Genomic DNA, 13,297 nt, shown 5'->3' with positions numbered 1-13,297 from the left:
CTATCGCTTCAGGACACACTCATGAGCATCAAGCACCTGCTTCCCTCCCCTCTCGGCTTCGGCACGGCCCCGCTGGGCAACATGTTCCGCGCCATCCCCGACGACGAGGCCACGACCACCGTCGAGGCCGCCTGGAACCATGGAATCCGCTTCTTCGACACGGCGCCGTTCTACGGCGCGGGTCTGTCCGAGATCCGGCTCGGTGATGTCCTGTCGGAGCACCACCGCGACGAGTACGTCCTGAGTACCAAGGTCGGCCGCGTCGTCCTGGACGAGGTGGAAGACCCGGCGGCCCGGCAACTGGGCGAGAAGGGCAGGCTCTTCGAGCACGGACGCCCGAACAGGATGGTGAACGACTACACGGCGGACGCCACCCTGCGTTCCATCGAGGACAGCCTCAAGCGGCTCAGGACGGACCGGCTGGACATCGTGTGGGTGCACGACGTGGCCCAGGACTTCTACGGCGACGAGTGGCTGGCCGTGTACGAGAGTGCACGGACCGGCGCCTTCCGCGTCCTTGACGGGCTGCGGGAGGAAGGCGTCATCAAGGCATGGGGGCTGGGCGTCAACCGGGTCGAGCCCCTGGAACTGACCCTGGACCTCGACGAGCCGAAGCCCGACGCGTTCCTGCTCGCCGGCCGCTACACCCTTCTCGACCACGGCCGCGCTCTGCAGCGCCTGCTGCCCGCTGCCGCCGCCCAGGACGTCGACATCGTCGTCGGCGGGCCGTACAGCTCGGGCATCCTGGCAGGCGGACAGCACTTCGAGTACCAGAAGGCTCCCGCGGAGATCGTCGCCAAGGTGGAGCGCGTCAAGGCGCTCGCCCAGAGGTACGGAGTCGGGATCAAGGCAGCCGCCTTGCAGTTCTCACTGGCTCATCCCGCCACTGTGGCGGCGATTCCCGGCGCCACCAGGCCGAGCCGTATCGCCGAGGATGTCGCAGCGCTCACCGAGTTGGTACCCGCCGGGTTCTGGGCGGCGCTGCGCGAGGAGCGGCTGATCGCTCCCGACGCCCCCGTCCCGACCGCTTGACCGTCGGCCTGCCTGCCTTCCACGTCCGCCTGCCTGCCTCTGCCTCCGCCTGCCTGCCTGCCCCGGTGAGCGTGCATGCGGTGGCGGGCGGGGCGTGCGGCGACGGAGTGAGCCTCACCTCCGCGCGCGCGTGGCCGCCCTGACGGCCGTCGCCCTGCGTTATGTTCGGCAGCCGGCTCGTCCGGGCGGTGGGACGACGCACCCAGACGTACAACGGAGAGGCCAGGCATGCGGATCGCGGTAGCAGGCGGGACCGGAATGGTCGGACGGTTCGTGGTCGAGGAACTGGCCGCGGCCGGTCATGAGCCGGTGGTGCTGGCCCGGTCGCGAGGTGTGGACCTCGTCTCCGGTACGGGACTCGACGCGGCCATGGAGGGCGTGGACGCGGTCGTCGACGTGAGCAACAGGACGACCACGAACGCCAAAAAGGCGTCCGCGTTCTTCCAGGACGTCAGCCGCAATCTCCTGGACTCCGGAGCGCGGGTCGGCGTACGGCACCATGTCGCGTTGTCGATCGTCGGCATCGACCGGGTCGGCTTCGGCTACTACCAGGGAAAGCTGCGCCAGGAGGATGTGGTGAGGAACGGTCCGGCACCGTGGACCGTGTTGCGTGCCACGCAGTTCCACGAGTTCGCCGAGCAGATGCTCGACCGGATGCCGAAGCCGCTCGCGGTGGTGCCCCGGATGCGGACTCAGCCGGTCGCGGCCCGCGAGGTGGCCCAGCATCTCGTACAGCTCGTCCTGGCCCCGGCGCAGGGCATGGCCCCCGATCTCGCCGGGCCGCGTGTCGAGCAGCTCGTCGACATGGTGCGCCGGCTGCTGCGTGCCCGCAGCCAGCGCCGCCTGCTGCTGCCGGTCAAGCTTCCCGGCGCCACGGGCGCGGGCATGGTGGGCGACGGCCTGTTGCCGGTGGGTCCGGGGCCGCGGGGCCTGCAGACGTACGACGAATGGCTTGCCCAGAACGCCACTCGGTAGGTGTGCGGCGGGCGTGAGGCAGGTGTGAAGTGGGCGCGCGGGAAGGTGCGTAATTCGCTCGCGCTCGTGCGACGCCTCTGTTGTTGTGATCGGCACATGGTGTGATCGCCTTCATGGATCTCCAGCCCGTCAACCCGGGCCACTTGTTGGTCGTTCCCAAGACGCACGCGGTGGGGCTGGAGGATCTCCAGGAGGACGTCGGTGTCCGCGTCTGGAAGGTGGCGCACCGTCTGGGGCGGGTCCTGCGCCGGTCAGGTCTGCGGTGCGAGGGAGTCAATCTGCTTCTCGCCGATGGCGCGGCGGCGTTCCAGGAGGTCTTCCATGTGCACCTGCATGTCATCCCCCGCTTCACAGGTGATCCATTTCGTATGAGCGCCGACTGGCGCGTACACGAGCGGGAGCGGCTCGACGAGACCTCCGCCGCTGTCCGCAGCGGTCTCGCCGCCCTGGACAGCCTTCGCCATTGACCAGACGACTCAGCCGCACTCATTGACAGTCATCCGATGTATCCCTAACTTCCAAGCACATCGCCTCCGGCTTTCGCTTGAAGTCCATGCTTACATCGGATTACTTCAGGAGTGCTCGTGAACATCACCATGGTGACCGCATGCGCGCTCAGCGCGGGCCTCGCCCTCGTTCCTGTCTCCCCTGCCGCACCCGCCGCATCTGCCGCGTCCGCCCCGCCGGGCAGTGTGACGATTCATGTCGATCCGTCAGGCAGGGACGCGGGCCCCGGCACCGAGGCACGCCCCTTCCGCACGCTGGAACACGCCCAGCAGGCCGCCCGCAAGCTCACGAACAGGAGCGGGGACCGTCCCGTCCAGGTCGTCGTGCACGGGGGCACCTACCACCTCGCGGCGCCACTGACGTTCACCGCCGCGGACTCCGGCACGGCTGACGCACCCGTCCGTTACGCCGCCGCTCCCGGCGAGCGCCCCGTCCTCAGCGGTGGCCGGTCACTCGCACCGCGGTGGATGCCGTACGCGAATGGGATACAGGTCGCCGACATCGGGAGCGGACTCGACTTCGACGGGCTGTTCCTCGACGGCGCCCGCCAGACACTCGCCCGATACCCGAACCTCGACCCGAAGACCGCCATCCTCGGCGGGTACGCGGCCGATGCCATATCCCCTCAGCGCGTGGCCGGTTGGAAGGACCCGACAATGGCCCTCGTGCGCGGTCTCCACAACGGCATGTGGGGCGGCAACTCCTTCAAGGTGACCGGCGTGGACGCCGGTGGCGCCCCCACTCTGCGGTGGGTGGGCGACAACAACCGGGGAAGCGGTCTGCACGCCACGTACCGCATGGTCGAGAACGTCTTCGAGGAACTCGACGCACCCGGCGAGTGGTTCTACGACAAGCCCGCGGGCAAGCTCTACTTCCTCCCGCCCGAGGGCACCGACCTCGCGGCGGCGAAGGTGGAGACGGCCGAGCAGGACGAACTGATCCGCGTCGAAGGCGCGGACGCGGGCACGCCCGTGCGCCACCTCACGTTCGACGGACTCGCCTACACCCGCACCCACCGCACTCTCTTCGACCAGCCCTACGAGAAGCTCCAACTCGGTGACTGGGCCATCGCGCGCGCCGGCGCCGTACACCTCAAGAACACCGAGGATGTGACCGTCAGCGGCTCCTCCTTCGATCAACTGGGCGGCAACGGCGTCTTCATCGACGGCTACAACAGCCGCACCACCGTGTCCGGCAACGAGTTCAGCCATTCAGGCGCCACCGACGTGGCAGTCATCGGCAGTAGGGACGCGGTACGCGAACCGTCCACGTGGGACTCGATGCGTACCAGCATCACGGACACCACGCCGGGGCCGCGGTCGGAGAACTACCCGCGCGACATCTCCGTCCGCGACAACTACATGCACGACAACGGGCAGTTCGAGAAGCAGACCTCGGGCGTCCAGATCTCGATGAGCAGTCGAGTCACCGTCGACGGCAACACGATCCACGACGGCCCGCGCGCCTGCGTCGACATCAACGACGGCACGTGGGGCGGCCACGTCATCGAGAACAACGACATCTTCAACTGCGTGAAGGAGACGTCCGACCACGGGCCGGTCAATGCCTGGGGGCGCGACCGCTTCTGGCCGCTGGCCGCGGACGACGCCACGAAGAAGTCGTACGCGAAGCTCGACGCGGACACCACCGTCATCCGGCACAACCGCATCCGGCACTCCGAGCACTGGGACATCGACCTCGACGACGGCTCGTCGAACTTCCTGGTCGAGAACAACCTGCTGCTCAACGGCGGCGTCAAGCTCCGGGAGGGCTTCCACCGCACGGTGCGCAACAACATCTTCGTCAATGGCGGCGGTCATTTCCACGTCTGGTACGCCGACAGCGGTGACGTGGTCGAGAAGAACCTCTTCATCACCGGCGACCCCTACGACCTGATCCAGGTCGACATGGCCCGCAGCAAGCCCCGTATCGACAACAACCTCTTCTGGAACAACGGCAAGGCCGTCCCCGACATCGACGCCGCCTGGCGAGCGAAGGGCCTGGACACGCACTCGTTGATCGCCGACCCGAAGTTCACCGGGAGCAGCCCGTTCACCGACCGGGCCAAGCTCGACTACACCGTCGCACCCGACTCCCCCGCTCTGGCACTGGGCTTCACGAACATTCCGATGACCGGCTTCGGCAAGGCGGGCTCCCCGACTCCGCCTCCGCTGGAGTGGCGGGTGCCTCCCACCCAGGACACCATGGACGCGCTGGCCGAGCCCCTGTTGGGGGCACAGGTCACCGGCATCCACTCGGACGAGATCAAGTCGTCCACCGGCCTCACCGACACCGACGGGCTCTACCTGCAGAGTGCGCCCGACACCTCCGACGCGTATCGGCAGGGACTGCGGGGCAACGACGTCGTACGGGAGATCGAAGGCCGCCCGGTCACCGACCGCAACAGCTTCTGGACCGCCTGGAACAGTACGGCGCCGGGTGCCCAGGTGACACTGAAGATCTGGCGCAACCAGGCCGCGACGCAGCTCACGCTGCGCCGTCCGGTCGACGGCGAGCAGCTCAACAACACGTCCGGTGTGGTCTACGCGGGGTCCGGCTGGGACTGGAAGAACGCGTCCCGGGGCGGTAGCGGCGGCTATCTCAATGACGTCCACGCCACCCAGACACCGGGCGACTCCTTCGAGTTGGCCTTCAACGGGACTGCGATCGACGTCATCACCCAGGTCAACACCGACGAGGGCGAGGTGGACCTCTACCTGGACGGCGTGTTCGTGACGACGATCGACAACCACAACGACACCCGCGTCCACCAGAAGACGGTGTTCAGCACGTCGGGCCTCGCACCCGGCGTACACACGCTCAAGGGGGTCATGAAGACGGGGTCGTACTTCATCGTGGACAGCTTCAAGACGCGCTGACGCAAGCATTGGCCCACTGAGATGGCGCCGGATTGGCACTTCTGTGAACCCGTCCGCCGGTCGTTCAATGATCCCGACGGGATGACAGCGATCGAGGAGTGCGTCTGTGACTGTCGCCGGGGCGCGTCCGGACCCGAGGAACAGCCTCAAGCGGCACGGCCTCGTGCGCCGGATGGCCCCGCCGGCCGGGCCAGGGCGGGTCCTCGCCCTGGCCCAGCTGGCCAACTCGCTCGGCGACGGCGCGTTCTACGCTTGCTCGGCCCTGTTCTTCACCCGCGTCGTCGGGCTCTCCGCGACTCAGGTCGGGCTCGCTCTGACGGTGGGGTGGGCGACCGGCATGCTGGCCGGGGTGCCGCTCGGGTACCTCGCCGACCGCTGGGGGCCACGCCGGACCGCGGTGCTGCTGGCCGTGGCCACCGCAGCGACGCTGAGCGCCTTTCTGGTGGTGCGGTCGTTCCCGCTCTTCCTCCTCGTCGTCTGCGCGTACGCCTGCTGCCAGTCGGGGCTGACCTCCGCCCGCCAGGCGCTGCTTGCCGGGCTGGTGGACGCGGGTCGGCGAACCACACTGCGGGCGCACCTTCAGTCGACCCTCAACGCGGGACTGGCGATCGGCGCAGGACTGGGCGCGCTCGCGCTGACCTTCGACACCCGGCAGGCATACCTGGCGGTCTTCGCCATGGACGCGGCGAGTTTCCTCGCCGCCGCGCTGGTGCTGCGCCGGCTGCCCGAGGTGCCGCCCGCGCCAGTGGCGCGCACCGGCGAGCCGCGGCTGGCCGTGCTGCGCGACCGGCCGTACGCGCTCGTCACGTTGCTGAACGCGATCATGTACCTGAACATGCCGCTGCTCAGCCTCGGCCTGCCGTTGTGGATCGTGCACCACACCGACGCGCCGAAGCCGATGGCCGCGGTGCTGCTGGTGGTCAACATGCTGAGCGTGGTGCTTTTCCAGGTACGAGTCGCCCGGCGGGTGACCGACCTGCGCACCGCAGCCAGGACGATCAGGCGCGCGGGCTGGCTGATGCTCGCCGCGTGCGCGGTCTACGCGGTGTCCGGCAGCCCCATGGGTGCCCCGGCCGCGGTGGCCGTCCTGCTCGCCGCCGCGGTGATCCAGGTGTTCGGCGAGATGATGCAGGGCGCGGGCGGCTGGGAGCTCGGTTTCGGGCTGGCGCCGTCCGATAAACAGGGCCAGTACCAGGGCTTCTTCGGCATGGGTCCGCAGTTCGCCAGGATGCTCGGCCCGGTCCTGCTGACCACGCTGCTGATCCGCTGGGGCACTCCGGGCTGGCTGGTGCTGGGCGGGCTGTTCCTGCTCCCTGCCCTGGCGATGGGTCCCGCCGTGCGCCACGCCGAACGAGTTCGCGTACGGGCCGGCGAGTGATCGACGTGATGGGCGGGTTCTTCGACAGACCTTCGCCGCGATCGATCGGTGGTCGGGCCCGCTTCCGACCGGTGTGCGACTCGCCTCGGCATCGCCGGCCGTGGCAGGGCTGAGAGTCGAGCCCCGCGCTCGGGGCGGGGTGGGAGGCGCGGGCCTCTCGTAGATACCGCCCTACATAACTTCTAGCATCGCTAGACATTCACGCAGCACTAGCCATAGCATCACTCTCACATCTAGCAACGCTAGAACATTGCAGGCCGCAGGCTCCGCATTCCTCTGGGGGATCCATGAAGAGGCGTCACATCACCACCGTCCTTGCCGTACTGACCGGCGTCGCGGTTCTGTTCTTCGGGCTGAACTTCCTGCTGAACCCCGGCGGCGCGCCCGCCGGTTTCGGAATCACCCCCTGGCCGGAGGGCAACGCCGACGGCTACTTCGTCGTGAAGGGCGTACGCGACATCGCCGTGTCGTCCACCGTGTTCCTGCTTCTCGCACTCGGGCAGCGGCGAACCCTCGGCTGGGTGGTCCTCATCAACGCCGTCACCCCGCTCGGTGACGCGCTCGCGGTCGTCACCCACGGCGGCACGGTGACCACGGCGCTGACCGTTCACGTGTCGGCCGCCGCCGTCGTCGTACTCACCGCCGTCATGCTCCTCACCGAGGGCAGCACGCGGACGATGTCCGTACGGGCGCTCACGCCCTCGCCCGGATCGGCCTCCTGAGCAGATAGACACCGGCGGCCGAAACCAGGGCCGCCATGCACGCGATGAACACCAGCCCAGCACCCTCCAGGCCGATCGGGCCCGACAGCACGCCCACGCCGATCACCGGCACGGAGATGCCCGCGTACGCAACGACGAACAGCGTCGATACGACTGAGGCGCGGTGATCCGGAGGAGACGCCTCGGCGACCGCGGACAGCGCTCCCCGAAATGCCAGCCCCTGCCCGCACCCGCCGACGAGCGCGCTCAGCACCACCAGTACGAGCAGGTCCCACCTCAGCGCGCCCGCGAGCAGTGCAAGACCGGCGAGGAGCCCGGCGCAGCCCAGCGGCAGCGAACGCGCCGTCCCGGCCCGGCCGACCGCCAGCTGTCCTGCGGTCGAGGCGAAGAAGGCGAGCGCGACGACCAGGCCGCTCACGGCGTGGTTGTCCACGTCCAGCGACTGCTTCAGGAACGCGGGGCTGACCGACGTGAACACCCCGAACAGAGCGAACCCCACGAAGGAGGCGATCGCCGCGGGCGCGAACACCGCCCGCACCTGGGCGGGCAGTCCGGGCTTCTGAGGCCGTACGGTGCTCAGCGGCCGGCGCTCGCGTACGGTCTCCGGCAGCCGCAGCAGAACCGCTGCCGAAAGGGCCACCAGCGCGAGGTGCACGACGAACGGCAGGTACAGCGGCCAGGCGGCGTACTGCGCGAGCACTCCGGCGAGCAGCGGCCCGCAACCCAGGCCGCCCATGTTGGCGGCGGTCGCCACGAACGTGGCCCGGGAGCTGCCGCCGTGCTGCGCCAGCTCCATGACGTACACCGTGGCCGCACCGGTGAACAGGCCGGCGGACAGCCCCGACAGCAGGCGCCCCGCATACAGCCACTCCAGCCCGGTGGCGCACAGGAAGCAGACGGCGCTCGCCGCGGCGAACCCCAGTCCCGCCAGCAGCACCGGCCGCCTGCCCAGGGCATCGGAGGCGTTGCCCGACAGGAGGAGCACGCCGATGACCCCGAAGGCGTACACCGCGTACACGACGGTGACCATCAGTTCGGAGAACCCGAACTTCTCCTGGTAGAGGCCGTAGAGGGGGGTCGGCAGCGTGGTGCCCGCCATACACACGGCGAACACGGCCCCGGCGAGCAAACACTGGCGCCACCGTCGGCGATCACCGTCCATGCCGCCGACCGTAACCCGCGAGCCGCCGCACACCGACGCGGCGTGCCCGACACGCCGGGTCGGTGCGGGAGGGCCGAACGAGCCGTCGGGGGCATCCCCCGCCTGCGCTTCACCGCACCGCGCCGACGCCCATCGTCACAGCGACGGCCAGCAGCAGGCCGCCGAAGGCGCGTTGGAGTGTGCTCGGGGAGAACTTCGCGGCGAGGCGCTTGCCGTCCCAGGCGCCCAGGACGGCCGTCGCGATGAAGGGCATGATCAGGGCCCAGTCAAGGGTGACGTCGGTCGCCGCCCGGGCGGCGAGGGCGACCAGCGCGTTGGCGATGATGACCAGCAGACTCGTTCCCACGGCCGCGCTCATCGGCACGGCGAGCACGGCCACGAGCGCCGGAACGGCGAGGAAGCCGCCGCCGACTCCGAGGAATCCGGTGACCGCGCCCAGCCCGGCGCCGGCTCCTGCCGCACGCCCCGCGGACACCGTTCCGGCACCTGCCGTGGTGGTCTTGTGGTGCAGCATGCGCACCGAAGCGAGCACGGCAAGGCCGGCGAAGGCGAGCGTGAGCGCCGTGGCGGGGATGTGCACGGACAGCAGTCCCGCAGCGGCTGCGGGGAGGATACCCGCGGCCGCGAACAGCAGTCCCGCGCGCCACCTCACCGCTCCCGCACGCGCGTGGGCCAAGAGTGCGGTCAGCGAGGTGACGACGACGATGATCAGGGCGGCCGTGGTCGCCTCTGCCGGGCTGAAGCCGAGCAGGTAGATCAGGGCGGGGACGGTGAGGATGCTTCCTCCGGCGCCCAGCGAGCCGAGCGCCAGGCCGACCAGGGCTCCGGCGGCCAGCGCCAGCAGGAACACGGTCATATGACGGCGCCCGCCGCGCCGTGCGCGTCCTGGACGGTGAGGCCCGCCGTGCTCCGGGCGGGCATGCGGCCGGCTACGTGCCGGGAGAGAGTCATCGTGCGTTCCTTACGTGCTCCCGCACGCCGGGGAGGGGAGGACTGGCCCGGCTGCGGGGTCGGTGCTGTCAGCGCTGGTCGGGGGTGAGAAGTGTCAGGCCCGCGCTTTCGGCGGCGGCGAAGCCGTCGTCCACGGCGACCACGTCACGTCCGGCGGCGTCCAGTACCGAGGCGGCGATGGCCGCGCGCATCCCGCCGGCGCAATGGACCCACACCGTGCCCGCGGGCACGTCGTCCAGGCGCTGGTGAATCAGGTGAATGGGAATGTGGACACTGCCCTCGATCCAGCCGCCCGCCCGTTCGCCGTCCCGGCGCACATCCAGGACCACCAGCCGCTCGCCCCGCGACCATGCCCGCGCTCGCGCGGCAGCAAGGTCGGCGAAGGTCGCACACGGGAACGACGCGAGCGTCTCCCCCTGCGCGCCCCAGTCCGACGGCCCGCCGACGGCTGCGGCGGCCGGGCGGTCGATGCCCACGAGGGCCAGCTCCCGCTGGGCCCGGGTGATGTCCTCGGCGCTCTGCGCCAGGAGCGTGACGGGCTTGCCCCACGGGATCATCCACGCCAGGTACGTCGCCAGTTGACCCTCGATCTCGAAGTTGAACGCCCCGGAGACATGCCCCTCGGCGAACGCGACACGGTTGCGCAGGTCGACGACCCATTCACCGGCGGCCAGCCGGCGCGCGATCTCGCCGGCGTCGGCCGGCCGCGGCGCGGTCAGGTCCAGCGGCGCGGGGCCCGCGGCGTTGGCCGGTCCCATGTGCGCGTAGTAGGCGGGCACGTCGTCCAGACCGGCGAGCAGGTCGGCCACGAACGTCTCCACGTCCTGGACCAGCGCGGGATTCGACGCCTTCTCCGCGCCGATGGTGCTGTGCTCACCGCCGGACTGCGAGGAGGAACAGAAGCTGCCGAAGCCATGCGTCGGCATGACCGCCACCGCGTCGTCCAGCTCGGCTGCGAGCCGGTGCGCGGAGGCGTGCTGCGCGCGTGCCAGTTGCGCGGTGAGCCGGGGCTCCACCAGGTCGGGGCGCCCCACGCTGCCGATCAGCAGCGAACCACCGGTGAACGCGGCGACCGCCTGCCCGCTCTCCCGAAGGATGTACGAGGTGTGATGCGGCGTATGCCCGGGCGTCGCGACCGCTTTGAGCTCGATGCCGTCCTCGATCGGCTCGATGTCGCCGTCGGCCACCGGCACTCGTTCGTACGCGACCGACGCACCGGCGGGGACCAGGTATCGCGCACCTGTCAGACGGGCCAGTTCAAGGCCGCCGGTCACGTAGTCGTTGTGCACGTGCGTCTCGGCGACCGCGACGATCCGCACACCTCGTGCCGCCGCGGCGGCGATCACACGGTCGATGTCCCTGGGCGGGTCCACGGCCACTGCCGCACGGGCTCCCCCGGTCAGGTAGCTGCGGTTGCCCAGACCTTCGGTCTCCAGGACATCGGCAAAGAACACGGCACTCTCCCTCGAAAGCTTTTACCCCCCGGGGTATCTGTCGTCCACGATAACAGGGATACCCCCGGGGGTATTAAATGAGGGGTTTGCGGCACGGCCACCGGCTGCGGGAGCTGTACGACCGGGTTCCGACCGCGCGGTCAGCGCCCGGCGTCCATCGGCGGCAGTGCCGCGATGACCCGGTCCAGCTCCGGGATCGGCGTCGAGCCGTCCGTCACTACCTCGTGGCCCTGGTAGATGACGGCGGTGGTGAGCCCGTCGGGAACGGGTTGCTCACGGAGGTTGATGCGGGGCAGTTTCGCGAAGTCCGCATCGGCCAGGGCGGTGCGCAGGGAGGTGAGCTCGGCGGGCTCCATCTGCCCCTTCCCTCGGTCCTTCCCGAGGGAAAGCGTCGTGTACGACCCGTCGCCGTTGATGAGCATGCTCTGGTGCCGGCCGTCGATTCCTCCGCTGACGGTCGCGGCGACGAGCAGTTCGTCCGCGGGAGCGGGGGCGGGTGCTGGAGATATGGAGGAGGGGGACGGGGAAGGAGACGCCTGTGGTGTGGAGGTGCTGTCACCCGGGGCGGTGCTGCTGCGCGAGGGGCCGGGCGGGCTCTTGGAGGCGTCCCCGCCGTCGCTTCCGCACCCTGCCAGCAGGAGCGCGACGGCCATGAGGATCGCTCCGGTCGCCGCCTGCCCCGTACTGCGCTTCATGCGTCCCCCCGGCTCCCCTTGCCTGCACGGCGTGTCAGGCCAAGCTTCCGGCCTGCGGAGCCCCGCGTCCACTGTCAGGCGCCACAAATGGGCGGCTCAGGTGGGCTGTTGCCAGAAGAGCGCTGCGCTGTGCCGCAGTCGCCAGAAGGGCCGTGCGCGAGGCGCGGGCCGTGTCCGGGTCGCGTTCGTGGGCATAGGCGACTGCCGGGTTGCCCCACTGGACGGCATGCACCAGCGCGTCCCCGGTGACGATCACATCGCGGCCCCCGGGCTGTTCGACCAGCACCGACTGGTGACCAGGCGTGTGCCCCGGTGTGGGCAGCAGGGTCAGCCCCTCCCCGAGCCGGTGCTGCCCTGCCACCTCGTGCAGTTGGCCACCGGCCCTCAAGGGCTCAACCACCCAGTCCCACACCGGATCCGTACGGTCCAGGGCCTCGGTCTCGCTGCGCTGGACGATGTAGCGGGCCTGGGGAAAGAACGGTTCACCGGCTGCTCGCAACGACCAGCCCACGTGGTCCTCGTGCAGGTGGGTCAGCACGACCGCTTCCACGTCCGCTGCTGCGATACCGGCCTCGGTGAGGACTTCGGGCAGACGTCCCGGCACCGGGCACCACGGTGCTGCCGGGCTTTCGGCCGGCCCGACCCCCGCGTCGACCAGTACCCAGCGTCCGCCCGGCCGCGCGATCGCGAAGCACCAGAAGGACAGCCGCCAGGCACCATCGGGCCCCACCGCGTCCGGATCGAGGGCGGCTGCCCGTACCCAGTCCGCCTCGCTCGCGCCCGGGAACGCTTGCCGAGCCGGCTTGAAGAACGTTCCGGCGGCGTCGAGCAGCGCCACCACCTGTCCCTGCTGGTCCCTCACACCCACTCCCCCATGTGTCGACGGCGGTCATTATGAGGCGTCAGCTCACGCGGCGGGAGCGCGTCAGGGTCATCCTGCCAAGGGCCAGGCCGATCAGCCCGAGCACCGCGGCCACGATCGCCCCGGCCCGTCCGTTGCCGGTGCCGAGACCGCCGGTGGAGGTGGCCAGATGCAGACCGGCGAGGATCACGCCCAGCAGCCCCAGCACCATGGCCACGACGGCCCCGTCCCGCCCCGAACCGGCGTAGGTGCCTGCGCCGATACGACCGGCGGTGCGGGCCAGAGCCAGCCCGCCGATCACCATGCCGGTCAACGCCACCACAGCGGCCACGACGGCCCCGACTCGCCCTGAACCGCTGCCTATTCCGCCGGCGGCGACGGAGGTGTGCGCGGCTGCCGGTGCGGCGAGCACGAACACTCCCAGCGAGGCGGCTCCGGCCGCGGCCAGTACACGCCGGACCGGCGCAATGGTTCGTGATGAGCTCATGTCTCTCTCCTCTTTTCCTGTCTGCCCTGTCGTGGGTTGGGCCATTGCCCGATCATGTCGTCGGACGCTCCGCCGGTCGTCCTGCGTACGGACTCACTTCGCGCTGCTGCGGACGCCGCAGGTGCCGCGGACCTACTGCGCGCGCGGTAGGCGACCGCTCGTCCCCCGGCCGGACTCCCCCGGCAGCGGCAAC

12 protein-coding genes are annotated in these 13,297 nt (G+C 70.1%); 6 read left to right on the top strand and 6 right to left on the bottom strand.

The features are described from left to right. Window positions 1–21: 21 nt before the first annotated feature. The 6 genes from ACWGO0_RS08355 to ACWGO0_RS08330 all read left to right on the top strand — a co-directional run bounded on the left by ACWGO0_RS08355 (window position 22) and on the right by ACWGO0_RS08330 (window position 7,493). Window positions 22–1,032, top strand: coding sequence for an aldo/keto reductase (locus tag ACWGO0_RS08355; RefSeq protein ID WP_453529942.1), 1,011 nt, complete (start codon window positions 22–24; stop codon window positions 1,030–1,032). A 228-nt stretch (window positions 1,033–1,260) separates the two neighbouring features. Continuing rightward, the gene (locus tag ACWGO0_RS08350; RefSeq protein ID WP_453529939.1) at window positions 1,261–2,007 is read left to right on the top strand and encodes an SDR family oxidoreductase; all 747 of its coding nucleotides are present in this window, start codon (window positions 1,261–1,263) and stop codon (window positions 2,005–2,007) included. Window positions 2,008–2,108: 101 nt separating this feature from the next. Beyond that, entirely contained in the window at window positions 2,109–2,474 is a 366-nt protein-coding gene (locus ACWGO0_RS08345) for an HIT family protein (RefSeq protein ID WP_453529936.1), read from the top strand. A gap of 117 nt (window positions 2,475–2,591) precedes the next feature. Next, window positions 2,592–5,393: a right-handed parallel beta-helix repeat-containing protein gene (locus ACWGO0_RS08340; RefSeq protein WP_453529933.1), complete on the top strand. Its 2,802-nt coding sequence runs from the start codon at window positions 2,592–2,594 to the stop codon at window positions 5,391–5,393. A gap of 172 nt (window positions 5,394–5,565) precedes the next feature. Beyond that, complete coding sequence (locus tag ACWGO0_RS08335) at window positions 5,566–6,771, top strand: MFS transporter (protein ID WP_453530234.1); 1,206 nt, start codon at window positions 5,566–5,568, stop codon at window positions 6,769–6,771. Window positions 6,772–7,058: 287 nt separating this feature from the next. After that, window positions 7,059–7,493 (top strand): DUF4267 domain-containing protein, encoded by a 435-nt coding sequence (locus ACWGO0_RS08330; protein ID WP_453529930.1) that lies wholly within the window; start codon window positions 7,059–7,061, stop codon window positions 7,491–7,493. Here the strand turns inward: ACWGO0_RS08330 and ACWGO0_RS08325 are convergent. The 6 genes from ACWGO0_RS08325 to ACWGO0_RS08300 all read right to left on the bottom strand — a co-directional run bounded on the left by ACWGO0_RS08325 (window position 7,465) and on the right by ACWGO0_RS08300 (window position 13,104). Continuing rightward, window positions 7,465–8,655: an MFS transporter gene (locus tag ACWGO0_RS08325; RefSeq protein ID WP_453529927.1), complete on the bottom strand. Its 1,191-nt coding sequence runs from the start codon at window positions 8,653–8,655 to the stop codon at window positions 7,465–7,467. The two genes, ACWGO0_RS08330 and ACWGO0_RS08325, sit on opposite strands and share 29 nt — an antisense overlap. Before the next feature lie 109 nt (window positions 8,656–8,764). Then, window positions 8,765–9,511 carry a sulfite exporter TauE/SafE family protein gene (locus tag ACWGO0_RS08320; protein ID WP_453529924.1) on the bottom strand — a complete coding sequence of 249 codons (747 nt, stop codon included), beginning with the start codon at window positions 9,509–9,511 and terminating at the stop codon, window positions 8,765–8,767. A gap of 163 nt (window positions 9,512–9,674) precedes the next feature. Continuing rightward, on the bottom strand, window positions 9,675–11,060 hold the full coding sequence (locus ACWGO0_RS08315; protein WP_453529921.1) for a rhodanese-like domain-containing protein: 1,386 nt from the start codon (window positions 11,058–11,060) through the stop codon (window positions 9,675–9,677). Between the two features lie 140 nt (window positions 11,061–11,200). Next, the gene (locus ACWGO0_RS08310; protein ID WP_453529918.1) at window positions 11,201–11,755 is read right to left on the bottom strand and encodes a hypothetical protein; all 555 of its coding nucleotides are present in this window, start codon (window positions 11,753–11,755) and stop codon (window positions 11,201–11,203) included. A gap of 34 nt (window positions 11,756–11,789) precedes the next feature. After that, window positions 11,790–12,617: an MBL fold metallo-hydrolase gene (locus tag ACWGO0_RS08305; RefSeq protein WP_453529915.1), complete on the bottom strand. Its 828-nt coding sequence runs from the start codon at window positions 12,615–12,617 to the stop codon at window positions 11,790–11,792. A gap of 40 nt (window positions 12,618–12,657) precedes the next feature. Beyond that, the gene (locus tag ACWGO0_RS08300; protein ID WP_453529912.1) at window positions 12,658–13,104 is read right to left on the bottom strand and encodes a DUF6223 family protein; all 447 of its coding nucleotides are present in this window, start codon (window positions 13,102–13,104) and stop codon (window positions 12,658–12,660) included. Window positions 13,105–13,297: the final 193 nt, after the last annotated feature.

Source organism: Streptomyces sp. NPDC055749 (assembly GCF_053617235.1).
This window is presented reverse-complemented; position numbering and strand designations above follow the sequence as displayed.